At 70.0% G+C, this 17,244-nt stretch carries 16 protein-coding genes and 1 riboswitch; of the genes, 8 read left to right on the forward strand and 8 right to left on the reverse strand.

The annotated features are described in order from the left end of the window. Window positions 1-51 precede the first annotated feature (51 nt). Complete coding sequence (locus SLV14N_RS10945) at window positions 52-1,506, reverse strand: gamma-aminobutyraldehyde dehydrogenase (protein WP_263269193.1); 1,455 nt, start codon at window positions 1,504-1,506, stop codon at window positions 52-54. A gap of 170 nt (window positions 1,507-1,676) precedes the next feature. On the opposite strand from SLV14N_RS10945, the gene SLV14N_RS10950 reads away from it, so the two are divergent. The 4 genes from SLV14N_RS10950 (at window position 1,677) to SLV14N_RS10965 (ending at window position 5,632) form a co-directional block, all read left to right on the forward strand. After that, window positions 1,677-2,168, forward strand: a complete 492-nt coding sequence (locus tag SLV14N_RS10950) for an Lrp/AsnC family transcriptional regulator (protein ID WP_208680775.1) — start codon at window positions 1,677-1,679, stop codon at window positions 2,166-2,168. A gap of 2 nt (window positions 2,169-2,170) precedes the next feature. Further along, window positions 2,171-3,532, forward strand: a complete 1,362-nt coding sequence (locus tag SLV14N_RS10955) for an aspartate aminotransferase family protein (protein ID WP_018087115.1) — start codon at window positions 2,171-2,173, stop codon at window positions 3,530-3,532. Between the two features lie 214 nt (window positions 3,533-3,746). Further along, window positions 3,747-4,487 (forward strand): ABC transporter ATP-binding protein, encoded by a 741-nt coding sequence (locus SLV14N_RS10960; RefSeq protein WP_263269194.1) that lies wholly within the window; start codon window positions 3,747-3,749, stop codon window positions 4,485-4,487. After that, window positions 4,469-5,632, forward strand: coding sequence for a hypothetical protein (locus tag SLV14N_RS10965; RefSeq protein ID WP_263269195.1), 1,164 nt, complete (start codon window positions 4,469-4,471; stop codon window positions 5,630-5,632). The genes SLV14N_RS10960 and SLV14N_RS10965 overlap by 19 nt, the downstream gene beginning before the upstream one ends. 216 nt (window positions 5,633-5,848) lie before the next feature. On the opposite strand, the gene SLV14N_RS10970 is transcribed toward SLV14N_RS10965, so the two are convergent. Continuing rightward, window positions 5,849-6,271, reverse strand: coding sequence for a RidA family protein (locus tag SLV14N_RS10970; RefSeq protein WP_263269196.1), 423 nt, complete (start codon window positions 6,269-6,271; stop codon window positions 5,849-5,851). A 141-nt stretch (window positions 6,272-6,412) separates the two neighbouring features. Here SLV14N_RS10970 and SLV14N_RS10975 point away from each other — a divergent pair, with 141 nt between their 5' ends. From SLV14N_RS10975 to SLV14N_RS10985, 3 genes are all read left to right on the forward strand, one after another. Next, complete coding sequence (locus SLV14N_RS10975) at window positions 6,413-6,820, forward strand: MarR family winged helix-turn-helix transcriptional regulator (RefSeq protein WP_208680778.1); 408 nt, start codon at window positions 6,413-6,415, stop codon at window positions 6,818-6,820. A 1-nt stretch (window position 6,821) separates the two neighbouring features. Further along, window positions 6,822-7,985, forward strand: a complete 1,164-nt coding sequence (locus SLV14N_RS10980) for an LOG family protein (RefSeq protein WP_263269197.1) — start codon at window positions 6,822-6,824, stop codon at window positions 7,983-7,985. Between the two features lie 165 nt (window positions 7,986-8,150). After that, entirely contained in the window at window positions 8,151-9,089 is a 939-nt protein-coding gene (locus SLV14N_RS10985) for a hypothetical protein (RefSeq protein ID WP_208680780.1), read from the forward strand. 85 nt (window positions 9,090-9,174) lie between these two features. On the opposite strand, the gene SLV14N_RS10990 is transcribed toward SLV14N_RS10985, so the two are convergent. The 4 genes from SLV14N_RS10990 to rlmN form a co-directional block, all read right to left on the reverse strand. Next, complete coding sequence (locus SLV14N_RS10990; protein ID WP_208680781.1) at window positions 9,175-10,248, reverse strand: ABC transporter ATP-binding protein; 1,074 nt, start codon at window positions 10,246-10,248, stop codon at window positions 9,175-9,177. Next, a complete protein-coding gene (locus SLV14N_RS10995) occupies window positions 10,249-11,901 on the reverse strand; it encodes an iron ABC transporter permease (protein ID WP_263273097.1) in 1,653 nt (550 codons plus the stop codon). 68 nt (window positions 11,902-11,969) lie between these two features. Next, the gene (locus tag SLV14N_RS11000; RefSeq protein WP_208680783.1) at window positions 11,970-13,046 is read right to left on the reverse strand and encodes a thiamine ABC transporter substrate binding subunit; all 1,077 of its coding nucleotides are present in this window, start codon (window positions 13,044-13,046) and stop codon (window positions 11,970-11,972) included. A 103-nt stretch (window positions 13,047-13,149) separates the two neighbouring features. After that, window positions 13,150-13,270: riboswitch (TPP riboswitch) on the reverse strand. 33 nt (window positions 13,271-13,303) lie between these two features. Next, window positions 13,304-14,410: a 23S rRNA (adenine(2503)-C(2))-methyltransferase RlmN gene (gene rlmN, locus SLV14N_RS11005; protein WP_208680784.1), complete on the reverse strand. Its 1,107-nt coding sequence runs from the start codon at window positions 14,408-14,410 to the stop codon at window positions 13,304-13,306. A 231-nt stretch (window positions 14,411-14,641) separates the two neighbouring features. Between rlmN and SLV14N_RS11010 the strand changes: the two genes are divergently transcribed. Then, a complete protein-coding gene (locus SLV14N_RS11010) occupies window positions 14,642-15,439 on the forward strand; it encodes a DUF4239 domain-containing protein (protein WP_208680785.1) in 798 nt (265 codons plus the stop codon). A 73-nt stretch (window positions 15,440-15,512) separates the two neighbouring features. On the opposite strand, the gene SLV14N_RS11015 is transcribed toward SLV14N_RS11010, so the two are convergent. Both SLV14N_RS11015 and frr read right to left on the reverse strand, forming a co-directional pair. After that, window positions 15,513-16,679 (reverse strand): phosphatidate cytidylyltransferase, encoded by a 1,167-nt coding sequence (locus SLV14N_RS11015; RefSeq protein WP_263269198.1) that lies wholly within the window; start codon window positions 16,677-16,679, stop codon window positions 15,513-15,515. Then, window positions 16,679-17,236 (reverse strand): ribosome recycling factor, encoded by a 558-nt coding sequence (frr, locus tag SLV14N_RS11020; protein WP_006602824.1) that lies wholly within the window; start codon window positions 17,234-17,236, stop codon window positions 16,679-16,681. The genes SLV14N_RS11015 and frr overlap by 1 nt, the downstream gene beginning before the upstream one ends. Window positions 17,237-17,244 lie beyond the last annotated feature (8 nt).

Here is a 17,244-nt window from a genome sequence, read left to right on the forward strand (position 1 = left end):
GCCCGCGACGGTGTGTCGAGCGTGGCGCCCGACGGGAGTGGATCCCCCGGCTCAGCCGTCGAGGGAGGTCATCACGTGCTTGATCCGGGTGTAGTCGTCGAAGCCGTAGGCCGAAAGGTCCTTGCCGTAACCGGACTTCTTGAATCCGCCGTGCGGCATCTCGGCGACCAGCGGGATGTGGGTGTTGATCCACACACAGCCGAAGTCGAGGCTCTTGGACATCCGCATGGCGCGGGCGTGGTCCTTGGTCCACACCGAGGACGCCAGGGCGTACTCGACGCCGTTGGCCCACTCCACGGCCTGCTTCTCGTCGCTGAAGGACTGGACGGTGATGACCGGGCCGAAGACCTCCTGCTGGACGATCTCGTCGTCCTGCTTGAGGCCCGAGACGACGGTCGGGGCGAAGAAGTAGCCCTTGTCGCCGACCTGTTCGCCGCCCGCCTCGATCTTGGCGTGCGCGGGCAGCCGCTCGATGAAGCCCTTGACCTGCTTGAGCTGGTTGGCGTTGTTCAGCGGGCCGTAGAGCACGTCCTCGTCGTCGACCGCACCGGTCTTGGTCTCCGAGGCGGCCTTGGCCAGCGCGGCGACGAACTCGTCGTGGATGGCCTCGTGGACGAGGACACGGGTGGCGGCCGTACAGTCCTGGCCGGCGTTGAAGTAGCCGGCGACCGAGATGTCCTCGACGGCCTTGGGGATGTCGGTGTCCTCGAAGACGACGACCGGCGCCTTGCCGCCCAGCTCCAGGTGGACCCGCTTGAGGTCCTTGGACGCGGACTCGGCGACCTGCATACCGGCGCGTACCGAACCGGTGATCGAGGCCATCGCCGGGATCTTGTGCTCGACCATCAGACGGCCGGTCTCACGGTCACCGCAGATGACGTTGAACACGCCGCGGGAGTGGCCGAGTTCGTCCAGCACGCTGCCGATGATGTCGGCGATCAGCACCGTGGAGGCCGGGGTGGTGTCGGACGGCTTGATGACGACGGTGTTGCCCGCGGCCAGCGCCGGGGCGAACTTCCACACGGCCATCATCATCGGGTAGTTCCACGGCGCGACCTGGGCGCAGACGCCGACCGGCTCGCGGCGGATGATGGAGGTGAAGCCTTCCATGTACTCGCCGGCCGCGCGGCCTTCGAGCATCCGGGCGGCACCCGCGAAGAAGCGGATCTGGTCCACCATCGGCGGGATTTCCTCGGACCGTACGAGCGCGACCGGCTTGCCGCAGTTCTCCGACTCGGCGGCGATCAGCTCCTCCGCCCGCTCCTCGAAGCGGTCGGCGATCTTCAGCAGGACCTTCTGGCGCTCGGCCGGGATCAGGTCACGCCAGGCGGGGAACGCGGCCTCGGCGGCAGCCATCGCGGCGTCCACGTCGGCGGTGGCCGAGAGCGGGGCCGTGGCGTACGCCTCACCCGTAGCGGGGTTGACCACCTCCGTGGTCCGCCCGTCGGCGGCGTCCCGGAACTCCCCGTCGATGTAGTTGCGCAGACGACGCAGTGCGGTGGTCACTGTGCGCCCCCTTCAGTCAGAAGTCTGGTGGTTTGGACATCCACCCTAGCCATGGTTCCCACGTTTTCAACACACCCAACACCCGGGAACAACGGAATCAGTGAAATTTCGATCGCGACACGACTAATTTCATCGCTTTGGGGTTGCAAGACAGACGAGGCTCGTGCACAGTGAACGGCGTGGCTCCCCGTAACGGTCATGACAGAACCGGCACCCCGTCGATCGACTCCGTCTCCCTGGCGATCATCGAGCAGCTCCAGGAGGACGGGCGCCGTCCGTATGCCGCGATCGGCAAGGCCGTCGGCCTGTCCGAAGCGGCGGTACGCCAGCGCGTACAGAAACTGCTCGACCAAGGCGTGATGCAGATCGTCGCGGTCACCGACCCCCTCACGGTCGGTTTCCGGCGGCAGGCAATGGTCGGCATCAACGTCGAAGGTGACCTCGACCCCGTGGCCGACGCCCTGACGACCATGGAAGAGGTCGAGTACGTCGTCATGACGGCAGGCTCCTTCGATCTCATCATCGAGATCGTCTGCGAGGACGACGACCACCTTCTGGAAATGATCAACAAGCGGATCCGCACGCTTCCCGGCGTCCGATCCACCGAGAGCTTCGTTTACCTCAAGCTCCGGAAGCAGACCTACACCTGGGGAACGAGATAGCAATGAGCGGCGACCTCTCCAAGACGGCATACGACCACCTGTGGATGCACTTCACCCGCATGTCGTCGTACGAGAATGCCCCCGTGCCCACGATCGTGCGCGGTGAGGGCACCAACATCTACGACGACAAGGGCAAGCGCTACATCGACGGCCTCGCCGGCCTCTTCGTGGTCAATGCCGGCCACGGCCGGGTCGAGCTCGCCGAGACCGCCTACAAGCAGGCCCAGGAGCTGGCCTTCTTCCCCGTGTGGTCCTACGCCCACCCCAAGGCGGTGGAGCTCGCCGAGCGGCTGGCCAACGAGGCCCCCGGCGACCTCAACAAGGTCTTCTTCACCACCGGTGGCGGCGAGGCCGTCGAGACCGCCTGGAAGCTGGCCAAGCAGTACTTCAAGCTCGTCGGCAAGCCGATGAAGCACAAGGTGATATCCCGCGCGGTGGCCTACCACGGCACTCCGCAGGGCGCCCTGTCCATCACCGGTCTGCCGGGTCTGAAGGCCCCCTTCGAGCCGCTGGTCCCCGGCGCGCACAAGGTCCCGAACACCAACATCTACCGCGCCCCGATCCACGGCGACGACCCCGAGGCCTTCGGCCGCTGGGCCGCCGACCAGATCGAGCAGCAGATCCTCTTCGAGGGCCCGGAGACCGTCGCCGCGGTCTTCCTGGAGCCGGTGCAGAACGCCGGCGGCTGCTTCCCGCCGCCCCCCGGCTACTTCCAGCGGGTCCGCGAGATCTGCGACCAGTACGACGTGCTGCTCGTCTCCGACGAGGTCATCTGCGCCTTCGGCCGCCTCGGCACGACGTTCGCCTGTGACAAGTTCGGCTACGTCCCGGACATGATCACCTGCGCCAAGGGCATGACCTCGGGCTACTCCCCGATCGGCGCCTGCATCATCTCCGACCGCCTGGCCGAGCCGTTCTACAAGGGCGACAACACCTTCCTGCACGGCTACACCTTCGGTGGCCACCCGGTCTCCGCGGCCGTCGGTGTCGCCAACCTCGACATCTTCGAGCGCGAGGGCCTCAACAAGCACGTCCTCGACAACGAGGGCAACTTCCTGAGCACCCTGCAGAAGCTGCACGACCTGCCGATCGTCGGCGACGTCCGCGGCAACGGCTTCTTCTACGGCATCGAGCTCGTCAAGGACAAGAACACCAAGGAGTCCTTCAACGAGGAGGAGACCGAGCGCGTCCTGTACGGCTTCCTCTCCAAGGCGCTGTACGACAACGGTCTCTACTGCCGCGCCGACGACCGTGGCGACCCGGTCATCCAGCTCGCCCCGCCGCTGATCGCCGACCAGTCGGTCTTCGACGAGATCGAGCAGATTCTGCGCACGGTCCTCACCGAGGCCTGGACCAAGCTCTGACCCTCGCGGCACCTCCCGGCCCACTCGTACACAATTGAATATCCAGCGGCTCAGATTCACTCACTTCAAGCCATACGAGTGAATCTGGGCCGTTGTGCTGCCAAGCGGCGAATACCGGGGGTCACCAATCCTTACCGTGCTTGTGACCGATACCCTCCATGGTCGTTCACCCGGTCGGGGGAACGACTCGACGCCTACAACAAGAGGTGCGCAGATGGTGGCCCCGCCTGACAACGACGTTCTCTGGGCCCGCGGCCTGCACCACGCGTACGGCGGCACCTCCGCCCTCGCCGGAGTCTCCGTCGGCGTCCGCGAGGGCGAGATCCTCGCCGTCACCGGCCCGCGCGGCAGTGGTAAGTCCACCCTCCTGAAATGTCTCTCCGGTCAACTCGTCCCGGCCGAGGGCGAGGTCTGGTTCAACAGCGCCCCCGTGCACACCCTCTCCTCCCCCAGCCGCGAACGGCTGCGTCTGGACCGGTTCGGCTGGATCGACACCGAACCGCACCTCGTCGGCGAACTCACCGCCTGGGAGAACGCCGCCCTCCCCCTCCTGCTCCGCGGCACCGGCACCCGCTCCGCCAAGCACACCGCCATCGAATGGCTGGACCGCCTCGACGTCGGCATGTGCGCGAGCCGCCGCCCCTCGCAGCTCGACCAGTCCCAGCGCCAGCGCATCGCCATCGCCCGCGCCCTCGCCACCACCCCCCAGGTGCTGTTCGCCGACGAGCCGACCGCCCCGCTGCACCGCGCCGACGGCACGCAGGTGCTGCGCACCCTCACCACCGCGGCCCGCTCGCACCAGATCACCGTGGTCCTGGCGACCCATGACCCCGATGTCGCCACGCTGGCCGACCGGTCCCTCGCGCTCCTGGACGGCCACCAGTCGAGCGGCGCACCCGCCGGCACCGGTTCCTCCGATGAGGAAAGCAGGGCAGCGTGCTCGCTCTCCGTCTAGCCCGCGGCTCTCACCCCCTCGTCCTGCTGCGCCGCCTCTCCGTCACCGCCGCGGCAGCGGGCACCGGCTTCCTCCTGCTCTCCACCGTTGGCCATGCCGCCGGTCACCCGTCCGCGGCCGACGAGTCCTTGGTGCGCCTGCTGTGGTGCGCGGCCCCGCTCGCGGCCACCGCCCAGTTCGCGGTGTCCACGGCGCGTACGGACCCCGCCGCCCGTCTCCAGCGCGGGATGACCGCCGCCGGTCTGGGCCCGCTCCGTCTCACCCTGCTCGCCACCGCCTCTACCGCCCTGACCTGCTTCCTCGGCGTCCTGCTGTCCCTGCTGGTGTTCTTCCGGCTCCGCGGCGACCTCGGCCGCCCGTCCTCCCTCGGTATCGACGCCGACCTGCTCGGTGCCGGCCACCCGGTGCCGCTCGTCGGCGCCCTGATGCTGCTGGCGACCGTGCCGCTGACCGCCGCCGCCGCGACCGCCGTCTCCCTGCGCCCCCGCGACGAGGCCGGCTCCCCCGAGACCGGGGCCCGCCCCAGGACCGCCCCACCCTCCGGTCTCCCGTGGGGCATCGCCCTGGCCGCGGCGGGCCTGGCAATCGAGGCGTACACCAGCCGCGGCGCCCACGCCGCCGGCGGACTGCTGCCGCTCCCCGGCCGGCTGGTCGGCAGCCCCCCTGGTGTACTCGCCGGCTGGGCCCTGTCGGCCTTCGGTCTCGTGGTGGCCGGTCCCGGTCTGGTGCATCTGTGCGGCCGGCTGCTCTGCGCCGGCCGCCCCGGCGCACTGCGTCTGCTGTCCGGGCGCGTACTCCAGGAGGAGTCGCACCGCCTCGGCCGCCCGCTCGGGGTCCTGTGTGCGGTCGGCTCCGCCGCGTATGCCGCCGTGAAGGTGTACGAAGCCTCTCCCTCCCGTCCGTTCGGACCGCTCACCGCCGTCGGCGCGGCAGTCGTCCTCGCCTGTGTCACCGCCAGCGCGCTCACCGCCGCACTGGAATCCCGCTCGGCCCGCGCCCACACCACGGCAGCCCTCCGCCGCCTGGGCGCGTCCGCCTCCGTCCTCCACCGCGCCGCGGCCCTGCGCTTCCTGGCGCTGGTCCTCGTCCTGGCCCCTCTGACCTGGACCGTCGCGGAGATGGCCACGCTTCCGCTGGTGCATTGAGCTGGTGCACCGAGGGGTGGGGTAAAGGGCGGCCGTTCCCCTGACGGCGCCGGCCATGTCAGCGCGGTCGGCGCGCCGACCGGCCGGCCGCCCCGCCGTCGAGCGGCGGCCCGGCCCGCCCGGGACTCCACAACAGACCGCGGCACCACCGGGAATGAGCTGCCCCCGGCGCCCCCGGCCGCACCACTGCGTGGTCCGGTGCGGGGGCGGCGGCCCTCAGCGCGCGAGCGCCGTGACCTCCACCTCTATCCGCCATTCCGGCTGGGCCAGCGATGACACCTCCACCAGCGTCTCCGCGGGATAGGGCTCGGACAGGAACTCCTCGCGCAGCGTGAGGAGCTGGCCGGCGTCGGCAGCCATGTCCGTGATGAAGACGCCCACCTTCACCACATCGGCGAGCGAGGCACCGGCTGCGGCGAGCACCCGCTCGACATTCGCGAAAGCCTGGCGCCCCTGCGTCAGGAAGTCGTCGGCGACGGTCCGGCCCCGCTCGTCGATACCCGCCTGGCCCGAGACATGGATCAGTCCGCCCGCCCTGATGGCCTGCGAGATCCTGTGCGGCTCATACCAGTCGGGCGTCGTGGCGATCCGCTCGATCCCTCGCCCGTCCTGCTCCACCGCGGCAACGTCCACCGACATCGTCATCACTCTCCCCCTCAGTCCATGCACATACATTCCTTGCATGCACATACATAAGTTTCTGCTGCATGTACGCTGCTGTCAAGAGCCCGGCGACGCAAGGCGAAAACGCAGAAGAGAGCGGCAGAAGGCAGAGGGGCGATGGACGCGGAGCACTGGGACCGGCTCGGAGCGCTGCACACACGCGTCGAGCAGGAGCTGGCGAAGGCCCTGCACCAGCACCACAGCATCGGACTGTCCGAATACCGCGCGCTGGCCAGGCTGGCCGATGCGGACGACGGCGAGCTGCGGATGCAGGAGCTCGCCGACCTCATCGGCCTCAACCAGAGCTCCGTGAGCCGGCTGGCCTCCCGCCTGGAGTCGTCCGGGCTGACCCGCCGCGACCTGTGCCCCGATGACCGGCGCGGTGTGTACAGCGTGATCACGGACGAGGGCCGGGACGTACAGCGGCAGGCGCGCCCGACCTACGACAGTGCGCTGCGCGCCGCACTCGACGCGGCGGCCGCGGACGGACACCTCGGCCCGCTGGTGGCCACACTGCGGTCCTAACATGACGGACGTGCAGTCGAATTCACAGCCCTCAGCGTCCCCCCGCCCCCGCACCCACGACCACGACGACCGCGAGATCGAGTCCCTGGAGGAGTTCGACCGGGTCGTCGCCTCGGGCAGCCTCGCCGGACATCGCGTCCAGTCGGTCGATCTGACGGACCGTACCTTCGCGCTGCTCAGCGCGGACACCACGGAGTCCGTCTTCCTCGGCTGCGTCATGGAACCGGACGCCGCCGCCAAGATCCGCGCCGGTGGCGCCCTGGTCTTCCCTCCCGTACCGGGCCTGCCGTTCGATCCCTACCGGGGCGGCCTGTACGGCCCGGACGAGCTCTTCGACGGGCTGGCCGGCACCGGCTTCGACGCCACCCCGGACGCCCGCACCTACCGCTGGTACCAGGACACCAAGTCGGACGGCGACATCTTCGCCTCGATGCTGCGCAGCATCCATGACGACGCCGTCTCCGACGCCCTGGACGAACACCTCGCCGGTGCCCAGGTGGTGGGCGTCATGGGCGGCCACGCCCTGGAGCGCGGCTCCGCGGCCTATGCGGGCGCGGCCCGGCTCGGCCGCCGGCTCACCCGCGACGGACTGACCGTCGCGACCGGCGGCGGCCCCGGCGCGATGGAGGCGGCGAACCTCGGGGCGTACGCCGCGCCCTTTGAGGACGAGATGCTCGACTCGGCGCTGGAACTCCTCGCCAAGACACCGCACTTCACCCCGTCCGTCACGGACTGGGCACGGGCCGCCTTCGAGATACGGCACAGCCGGCCGGGCGGCGGCGCCTCGGTCGGCATCCCCACCTGGTTCTACGGCCATGAGCCGCCGAACGCCTTTGCCTCCCACATAGCGAAGTACTTCGTCAACGCGGTGCGCGAGGACGGCCTGCTGGCGCGCTCCACTGCCGGCGTCGTGTTCCTGCCGGGCGCGGCCGGGACCGTACAGGAGATCTTCGACAACGCGACGCCGAACTACTACCAGTCGCGGGGCGAGCCAACCCCGATGGTGCTGGTGAACCGCGCGCACTGGACCGAGAAGCTCCCTACCTGGCCGCTGCTCCAGGCACTCGCCGCGGACCGGCCCATGGCGGCCCGGATCGCCCTGGTCGACTCGGTGGACGAAGCCCCGGACGCGCTGGCCCGCCTCCGCACCCAGACGCCGTCCTGACCCGGCCGTCCCCCTCCGTCTCTCCTGCGCCGAAGGCCCCGACGCCGCCTCCGTAGGCCGACGACTCGATGTGTTGGCCACCGGAGGCAACTCCCGTCCCCAAATGCACGTCTGCCAGGAAGGTAATGAACAGGTAATGCAGACAGCGGGCGAACGGAGCTCTTGGTGATCATCGGCCTTCTGACGGCGGTGGCGGCGTCGGCCTGCTACGGCACGGGATCGGTCCTGCAGGCGGTGGGCTCCCGCAAATCCGCCCGCCGGGAGGCGGCCGAGTCCTCCGCCTCCGGTGTCACCCAGCATGGCGGACCCAGCCTGTCGTCGACCGCGAAGGCGGCCGTGACCTGGGAATTCATGGTGGGCACCGTGCTGGACTTCGTCGGGTTCGGGCTCGGCGCACTGGCGGCCCGGCTGCTGCCGCTGTTCCTCTCCCAGACCGTGATCAGCGCCAATCTCGTGATCACGGCCGTACTGGGCATCAAGCTTCTCGGCATCCGGCTCAGCCGCGCCGAGTGGTCCTCCATCGGCGTGGTATGCGCGGCATTGGTGCTGCTGGCCACGGCCGCGGGACCGGAGGGCAGCGGCCACACACCGATCGCCACACACTGGTGGCTGCTCGTCGCCACCGTCGTGCTCATCGGCGGCGGCACGCTGATCGTGCGTCTGCTCGGCGGACGGGCCGCGATCCTGGCGGGTCTGCTCTCCGGTCTGGGGTTCGGCGCGCTCGGTGTCGGCGTACGGGTGCTGAACGGTGTGGACCCCTTCCACCTGCCGTCGCTGCTCGGCGACCCCGCCCTGTACGCGATTCTCGTCGCCGGTATCGGGGGCATGTATCTGCACACCGTCGCCCTGCAGATCGGCTCGGTGAACGGCGCCACGGCGGCGCTGGTGGTGGGCGAGACAGTGGTCCCCGGCATTCTCGGCGTGCTGTGGCTGGGTGACGCCTCCCGTCCGGGCTTCGCCTGGGTCGCCGTCCTCGGCTTCGTGGTGGCGGTGGCCGGCGCCGTCGCGGTCGCCTGGTTCGGCGAGCCGGAGCCGGAGCCCGGCGCACCTCAGGCCGGGTCACCGGAGGCCGGCGAGCTGCCCACGGAGGTCGCGGCCCGCTGAGGCCGCTGCACGGCACAACTGCCGGCGGTGGGGCGCCCGGTGGCGGCCCACGGCCCGGCGCCCCGCCGGCCGCCCCTCCGGGCGGTCAGCCCGCCGCGGCGGAGGCGTCCAGCACCACCACGTCCTGCGCGTGGAAGGCGATGCCCACCCGCTCGCCCACTTCGGGTGCGTCCCGCAGTGCGCAGGCCGCCTCCACCTGCGGTCCGCCGGACGGCTGGAGCAGCAGCGCGACATGGGTGCCGCGGAAGGTACGGGCCGCGACCGTGCACGGCAGGCCCTCGGGGGCGGCCGTCAGCCGTACCCCGGCCGGGCGTACGAGCAGCCGGCACGGCCCGTCCGGGGTGGCTGCCGGGACGGGCACCTTCCCCCAGGGGGTGGCGGCGGCCTCGCCCTGCACCGTCGCCTCGACCACGTTGTCGAAGCCGAGGAAGCGGGCGACGAACTCGGTGGCGGGCCGCTGCCAGACCTCCAGCGGGGTGCCGGTCTGCGCGATCCGGCCGTCCTGCATCACCACGACCCGGTCCGCGAGCGCAAAGGCCTCGCCCTGGTCGTGGGTGACGGCCAGCACGGTGGTACCCAACTCGTGGAAGAGACGGCGGAGTTCGACGACCAGCCGTTCGCGCAGTCCGCGGTCGAGCTGGCCGAGGGGCTCGTCCAGCATCAGCAGACGGGGGCGCGGGGCCAGGGCGCGGGCCAGGGCGACCCGCTGCTGTTCACCGCCGGACAGGGACGCCACGGCGCGCCGCTCAGCTCCTGGCAGCCCGACGAGATCCAGGAGTTCGGCGACCGTACGCTCCTGGTCACCGCGTGGGGAACGCCGCATCCGCAGCCCGAAGGCGACATTGCCCGCGACATCGCGCTGTGGGAAGAGCTGGTGGTCCTGGAACATCAGGCCGACCCCGCGCCGGTGCGTGGGCACTCCCGACTGGTCCCGCCCCTCCAGCAACACCTTTCCCGCGTCGGCCTGTTGGAGCCCGGCGACCACCCGCAGCAGAGTGGACTTGCCGCTGCCGCTCGGCCCCAGGACGCACACGATCTCGTGGGCGGCGACCTCCAGATCCACCGCGTCCAGCGCGGGGCGCCCACCCTCGTGGAAGCGGACGGTCACCCCGCCCAGCCGCAGCAGCTCCTGCGCCGTGCTCCCGGCCCGTGCCGTCATCTAGAACTCCCCGGATCGGTCGATGGGGCGGAGGCGCTCCAGTACCAGCAGGGCGGCGGCGCACACCACCATCAAGATGGTCGACAGGGCCATCGCCTGCCCGTAGTTGAGCTCCCCCGCGCGCCCCAGCAGCCGTGCCACGGCGACCGGCAGCGTCGGCTGGTCCGGCCGTGCGATGAAGACCGTTGCGCCGAACTCACCGAGCGACACGGCGAAGGCGAAGCCCGCGGCGATCAGCAGCGCCCGCCGCACCATCGGCAGGTCGACCTCGCGCCACACCCGCCAGGGCGAGGCGCCGAGCACGGCGGCCGCCTCCCGCAGCCGGCTGTCGACCGCCCGCAGGACCGGCAGCATCGTCCGGACCACGAACGGCACCCCTACCAGCGCCTGGGCGAGCGGGACCAGCCACCATGAGGCCCGCAGATCGAGCGGCGGTTCGTCGAGGGTGATCAGGAAGCCGAAGCCCACGGTCACCGCGGAGACCCCCAGGGGCAGCATCAGCAGCACATCGAAGCCGCGGACGAACCGGCTGACCACGGGAATCCGCCCGGACGGGCCGCGGCGCAGTCTCGGGAGGGTCAGGGCGGCGGCCGCCAGTCCGCCCACCACCAGCGCGATCACGGTGGCCGCGGCCCCGTAGGCGAGGGAGTTCCACAGGGCGTCGAGGGGGGCGACGGCGAAGGTGCTGTCGGCGCTCGCGGCGGAGCCCAGCGAGGCGTAGAAGACCGCTCCGTAGCCGTCCGGCGCGGCGAACGACCGCTCCACGAGCACCACCAGCGGCACGAGCAGCAGCACGGCGATGACGGCGAACGTCCCCCACAGCAGCGCCCACTGGCCGCGGCCGCGCGGCCGGCGGGCCGTCTGCGACGCGTCCACGAGCCGGAGCGCGGATTCCCGGCGGCGCACGGTCCAGGCGTGCAGCGCCAGTACGCCCAGCACCGCCGCGAATTGGATCATGGTGAGGACGGCGGCCGTCGGCAGATCCAGGAAGTCCGCGGTCTGCCGGTAGATCTCCACCTCCAGCGTGGAGAAGGTGGGGCCGCCCAGGATCTGCACCACCCCGAAGGAGGTGAAGGTGAACAGAAAGACCATCAGGGCGGCGGCCGCGACGGCCGGCCCCAGCGCGGGCAGCGTGACCCGCCGCCAGGCCTCGAACCGCCCGGCTCCCAGCACCCGTGCCGCCTCTTCCTGACGCGGATCGAGCTGTCCCCAGAGCCCGCCGACGGTCCGTACGACCACGGCGTAGTTGAAGAAGACATGCGCCAGCAGAATCGCCCACACCGAGGTGTCCAGGCGCACGCCCCACAGGTCGTCCAGCAGTCCGCCCCGCCCGACCAGTGCCAGGAAGGCCGAGCCGACGACGACGGTCGGCAGCACGAACGGCACCGCCACGACCGCGCGCAGCAGTTGTTTGCCGGGGAAGTCGAAGCGCGCGAAGACATAGGCGCCGGGCAGCGCGATCAGCAGCGTCAGCACGGTCGAGGCCGCCGCCTGCCAGACGGTGAACCACAGCACATGCACGACATCCGGGTCGCTCAGCACGGCACCGAACCGGCTGAGCTGCCACTGTCCGCCGTCCTTGAGGCCCCGTCCGACGATCGCCACTACGGGATAGGCGAAGAACAGCGCGAAGAAGGCGAGCGGCACCGCCATCAGGCCGAGCCGCACCGCCGTTCCCCGCGCGGGCCTGCCGCGCCGGGCGCCGGTGACGTCCGAAGGCGTTACTTCAGAACGAGCGAGGACCACTGCTTGATCCACTGTTCGCGGTTCTTGGTGATCGTCTCGGGGGCCAGCGTCGTCGGCTTGTCGATCGTCGTGCCGTACTTGGTGAACAGCTCCGGCACCTCGGCATCCTTACGGGCCGGGTTGACGAACATCTGCAGCGGTACGTCCTCCTGGAACTCCCTGCTCAGCAGGAAGTCCAGCAGCGCCTTGCCGCCCTTCTCGTTCTTCGCGCCCTTGAGCAGACCGCCGAATTCGATCTGCCGGAAGCAGGTGCCGGGCGCGATACCGGTCGGCGCCTCCTTGGGCGCGGGCTTCTTGCCGAGCACCTCGGCGGGCGGGCTGGAGGCGTAGGACACCACCAGCGGCTTGTCGCCCTTGCCCTTGCCCGCCGCGGAGCCGGAGAACCGGTCGTTGTAGGCCTGGTCCCAGCCGTCGACGACCTCGACGCCGTTGGCCTTGAGCTTCTTCCAGTAGTCCGGCCAGCCCTTCTCGCCGTACTTCGCGATGGTGCCGAGCTGGAAGGCGAGCCCCGGGGAGGAGGTGGCGGAGTTCTCCGTGACGAGCAGCCCCTTGTACCGGGGCTTGATCAGGTCGTCGAAGGTCTTCGGCGGCGCGATCTTGTGCCGGTCGAAGTAGTCGCGGTCGTAGTTGACGCAGATGTCGCCGTAGTCGAGCGGGGTGACCCGGTGCTCGCCCTTGTCGAGCTGCAGGCCCGCGGGAACCTTGTCCAGCCCCTTGGCCTGGTAGGGGCTGAAGAGGCCCTCGTCCAGACCGCGCGAGAGCAGGGTGTTGTCGATCCCGAAGAACACATCGCCCTGGGGGTTGCCCTTGGACAGGATCGCCTGGTTCACGGCCTTGCCGGCGTCCCCGCCCTTGAGCATCGTGACCTTGTAGCCGCTCTCCTTCTCGAAGGCGGCCAGCACGGACTTGGAGACGCGGAACGAGTCATGGCTGACCAGCGTGACGGTCTTGGCGTCCGCACTCCCGCCGCCCGAGCTGCCGCACCCGGCGAGGGCGGCCATACCGACCGCGGCGACGACCGCCGTCGCGGTGATCCTGCTGGTGGTGCTCACTGATTTCCTCCTGGCTGGCCAGGAAGAGACGCGGCCCTGCCCGATGTCCACGGCTTCCGACGTCCGAGGACGTACGGAGCGGACTGCGGGCAGGGCGCAACAGCATGAGTGACGACCGAACTTCCTACCCGGAATGACCCGGGCGAGGTTCAAGGGTCTGCGGGCACCGTAGGACTACGACGCTTCCGCACTCTCAGCGCTGTGGCGCTCCCCTGTCGGAATGTGCATTTGTTCGACCACACCGTACCAGCGGGCGGTCAGCGCTCCGAGGCCGCGAGCTGCCCGCAGGCGCCGTCGATCTCCTGGCCGCGGGTGTCGCGGACGGTCACCGGCACCCCGTGCGCCTCGATGGCCTGGACGAACGCCCGCTCGTCCTCGGGACGTGAAGCGGTCCACTTCGAGCCGGGCGTCGGGTTCAGCGGAATCAGGTTCACATGGACCCGCTTGCCCTTCAGCAGCCGGCCCAGCAGATCACCGCGCCACGCCTGGTCGTTGATGTCCCGGATCAACGCGTACTCGATCGAGATCCGCCGCCCGGACTTCTCGGCGTACTCCCACGCCGCGTCCAGCACCTCCCGCACCTTCCAGCGCGTGTTGACGGGCACCAGCGTGTCGCGCAGCTCGTCGTCCGGGGCGTGCAGCGACACGGCCAGCCGGCACTTGAAGCCCTCGTCGGCGAACCGCAGCATCGCCGGCACCAGCCCGACCGTGGAGACGGTGATCCCCCGCTGCGACAGCCCCAGCCCGTCGGGCTCGGGGTCCGTCAGCCGCCGGATCGCCCCGACCACCCGCTTGTAGTTGGCGAGCGGCTCCCCCATCCCCATGAAGACGATGTTGGACAGCCGCGTCGGCCCGCCCGGCACCTCACCGTCGCGCAGCGCACGCATCCCGTCGACGATCTGGTGCACGATCTCGGCGGTCGAGAGGTTACGGTCCAGCCCTGCCTGCCCCGTGGCGCAGAACGGGCAGTTCATACCGCAGCCGGCCTGCGACGAGATGCACATGGTGACCCGGTCCGGGTACCGCATCAGCACCGACTCGACGAGCGTCCCGTCGTGCAGCTTCCACAGCGTCTTGCGCGTGGTGTCGTCATCGCACGAGATGTGCCGCATGACCGTCATCAGCTCCGGCAGCAGCTCGCTCGCCAGCTTCTCGCGCGCGGCCGCCGGGATGTCGGTCCACTGCGCCGGGTCATGCGCATAGCGGGCGAAGTAGTGCTGCGACAGCTGCTTGGCGCGAAACGGCTTCTCCCCGATAGCGGCCACCGCTTCGCGACGCTCGACGGGGCTGAGATCGGCAAGGTGCCGCGGAGGCTTCTTGGCCCCGCGCGGCGCTACGAAAGTGAGTTCTCCGGGTGCAGGCATGGTGCGTCCAGTGTGGCAGATCAACTTGGGAGCCCCAGGCCAGAGCGGTGAGCGCGGTGGTTACCCCCCGGTGGCCATCTGTCACTGTTGGTTCACCTCGCGCGGCCCGGGGACGCCCCAGGGTCCCGGGCGGAGCCCGAAGAGACGAAGCAGGCGTGTCCCGCGGCCCGGTGCCTTCGTTGGCCACCGCGCCGTGGTGGCTGGTGTGGGGTACGTCAGGAGCGTGGAACAGTGGCCGTGACCCGTTGGATCGTGATCAACGTCCCTTCCTGGTTGCTGCTGGCAGGGCTCGTCGCCGTGATCGCCGGCGGGACCGCGGTCGTCCAGGCATTCGTCCGGCGCCGCGTCCCCCGCCTCAAGCAGGGCAAGCAGAACGAGATCGCGCAGTTCCTCTTCCCCGTGATCGCGGTCGTCTACGGGTTCCTCATCGGCTTCATCGTCCTCGCGCTCTGGGGACAGGTGAACACGGCGGACCAGACGACGCGGACCGAGGGCGCCATGGCGGCGCAGCTGGCCAGGGGCCGCGAGGTGTTCGGCAAGGCCAAGAGCGCGCGGATCAGGCAGAGCGTGTTGGCGTACGGACGCGCGGCGGCGGCCGAGTGGCCCAGCGCCGCGGCAGGCGACACCACGCCCGAGGCCGAGCAGGCGCTGAGCCGCCTGCACCGCACGTACGAGACCATTCAGCCCCGCAACGACACCCAGCGAGCCTTCCTCACCAGCTCGCTCGCGTCCCTGAAGGAACTGAGCATCGCCCGCACGGAACGGCTGCTCGAGGCACGCACCAACATCGGCCCACCCCTGTCCCTGTGGATGGCGGTCCTGCTGACCAGTGGACTGGTCCTCGGATTCTCCGCCACCTTCGGCTCCGAGCAGGCCCTGATCCACTACGGGATGGTCGCGGCGGTGAGCGTCCTTGTTGCCACCAACCTTTTCCTCGTCACGGAACTGTCGTATCCCTTCCTCGGCGAGTTCTCCACGTCGCCGGAGCCCTTGCGCGCAGTGGTCGAGGTCCTGTCGGCGCCTGGTTAGACGGGAGGCGGCGCACGGAAGAGGGCAGGGAGAGGAATTCCTCTCCCTGCCCTCACCTGCGAGAACCCTGCGCTCAGCCGGCTCCCACGAAGACCACGAACAGCAGCCAGACCACGGGCGCGGTCGGCAGCAGGGAGTCGAGGCGGTCCATGATGCCGCCGTGGCCGGGGAGCAAGGTGCCCATGTCCTTGATGCCGAGGTCACGCTTGATCATGGATTCGCCGAGGTCACCGAGGGTCGCGCTGGCCGCGACGGCGAGACCGAGCAGCAGGCCCTGCCACCAGGCGCCGTGCGTGATCAGGAACTCCATGCACAGCGCGCCGGCCACCATCGCGAAGAGCACCGCGCCGACCAGTCCCTCGCGGGTCTTGCCGGGGCTGATACGCGGGGCGAGCTTGTGCTTGCCGAACCGCCAGCCGACCGCGTACGCACCGGTGTCGCTGACGACCGTCAGCAGCAGGAACGTCAGCACCCGCAGCGGGCCGTCGGCCTCGGCCGCGAGCATCAGCGCCACGAACGTCGCGAGGAAGGGCACATAGAACGCCGCGAAGACACCGGCGGTGACATCCCGCAGATAGTTCTCGGGCGCCTCGGTCATCCGCCAGACGAGCACGGCGAGCGCGGTGAGCGCCATCGCCACCCAGGCTCCCTCGGCGCCGCGGACATATCCGGCGACCACCATGGCGGTGCCACCGACCGCGAGCGGCACCAGCGGCACCTTGATGTCCTTGCGCTCCGCCAGCCGCGAGGTCAGCTCCCACAGGCCCACGACAACGGCGATCGCTATCACGCCGATGAAGACGGGCTTGTAGACGAAGAGCGACGCAACAATGATCACGCCGAGGCCGACGCCGACCCCTATGGCGGCGGGCAGGTTGCGGCCCGCGCTCTTCTTCTTCGGCTTCTCTGAGTCCGGCGAGTTGTCGGACCCGGAAAGAGAGGTGGGCATGGGCTCCTGCGGCTTTTCGTCGCGGAACAGGGGGCCGCTCCGTCGAGCAGCCCCCCGGTCGTCCAGGTGGTCCCGGTTATCCCGGATGTCCCGATGTTCCCGGTTGTCATCCTGGTATCCGCCTTGCCCGGGCACAAAGGGCATGGGCCGAGTCTGCGCCGCATCGCCCCAGTCGTACACCGGACCCGCCGGGGCGGGGGGCGCCGTCCCGCGAAGCGAGGAGGCCGGTCCGTGGTCGGGCGGTCCCCATTGACCGGCGCCGGGCGGGGCCCCCCAGGAAGACTCGTTCATCAGACCTCGAGGAGCTCGGATTCCTTGTGCTTGAGCAGCTCGTCCACCTGCGCGACGTACTTCGCGGTGGTGTCGTCGAGCTCCTTCTCGGCGCGGCGCACCTCGTCCTCGCCGCTCTCCTTGTCCTTGACCAGCTTGTCGAGGGTCTCCTTGGCCTTGCGCCGGACGCTGCGGATCGAGATCTTCGCGTCCTCGCCCTTGTTCTTGGCGACCTTGATGAACTCCTTGCGGCGCTCCTCGGTCAGCTCCGGGAACGTCACTCGGATGATGTTGCCGTCGTTGCTCGGGTTGACACCGAGGTCGGAGTCGCGGATGGCCTGCTCGATGTTGCGCAGCGCGCTCTTGTCGAACGGGGTCACCACGGCCATCCGCGGTTCGGGAACCGAGAACGACGCCAGCTGGTTGATCGGCGTCATGGCGCCGTAGTAGTCCGCCACGATCTTGTTGAACATCGCCGGGTGCGCACGCCCGGTGCGAATCGCGGCGAAGTCCTCCTTGGCGACCACGACGGCCTTCTCCATCTTCTCCTCGGCCTCGAGGAGGATCTCTTCGATCACCATTTGCT

The sequence above is a fragment of the Streptomyces sp. Je 1-4 4N24 genome, from assembly GCF_026239515.1.
Classification (GTDB): domain Bacteria; phylum Actinomycetota; class Actinomycetes; order Streptomycetales; family Streptomycetaceae; genus Streptomyces; species Streptomyces nigrescens.

Excerpts from the sequence above, each read along its gene's own strand:
- SLV14N_RS10955 (WP_018087115.1), top strand. The coding sequence starts at position 2,171 with ATGAGCGGCGACCTCTCCAAGACGGCATACGACCACCTGTGGATGCAC.
- SLV14N_RS10960 (WP_263269194.1), top strand. The coding sequence starts at position 3,747 with ATGGTGGCCCCGCCTGACAACGACGTTCTCTGGGCCCGCGGCCTGCAC.
- SLV14N_RS10970 (WP_263269196.1), bottom strand. The coding sequence starts at position 6,271 with ATGTCGGTGGACGTTGCCGCGGTGGAGCAGGACGGGCGAGGGATCGAG.
- SLV14N_RS10975 (WP_208680778.1), top strand. The coding sequence starts at position 6,413 with ATGGACGCGGAGCACTGGGACCGGCTCGGAGCGCTGCACACACGCGTC.
- SLV14N_RS10980 (WP_263269197.1), top strand. The coding sequence starts at position 6,822 with ATGACGGACGTGCAGTCGAATTCACAGCCCTCAGCGTCCCCCCGCCCC.
- SLV14N_RS10990 (WP_208680781.1), bottom strand. The coding sequence starts at position 10,248 with ATGACGGCACGGGCCGGGAGCACGGCGCAGGAGCTGCTGCGGCTGGGC.
- SLV14N_RS10995 (WP_263273097.1), bottom strand. The coding sequence starts at position 11,901 with ATGGCGGTGCCGCTCGCCTTCTTCGCGCTGTTCTTCGCCTATCCCGTA.
- rlmN (WP_208680784.1), bottom strand. The coding sequence starts at position 14,410 with ATGCCTGCACCCGGAGAACTCACTTTCGTAGCGCCGCGCGGGGCCAAG.
- SLV14N_RS11015 (WP_263269198.1), bottom strand. The coding sequence starts at position 16,679 with ATGAACGAGTCTTCCTGGGGGGCCCCGCCCGGCGCCGGTCAATGGGGA.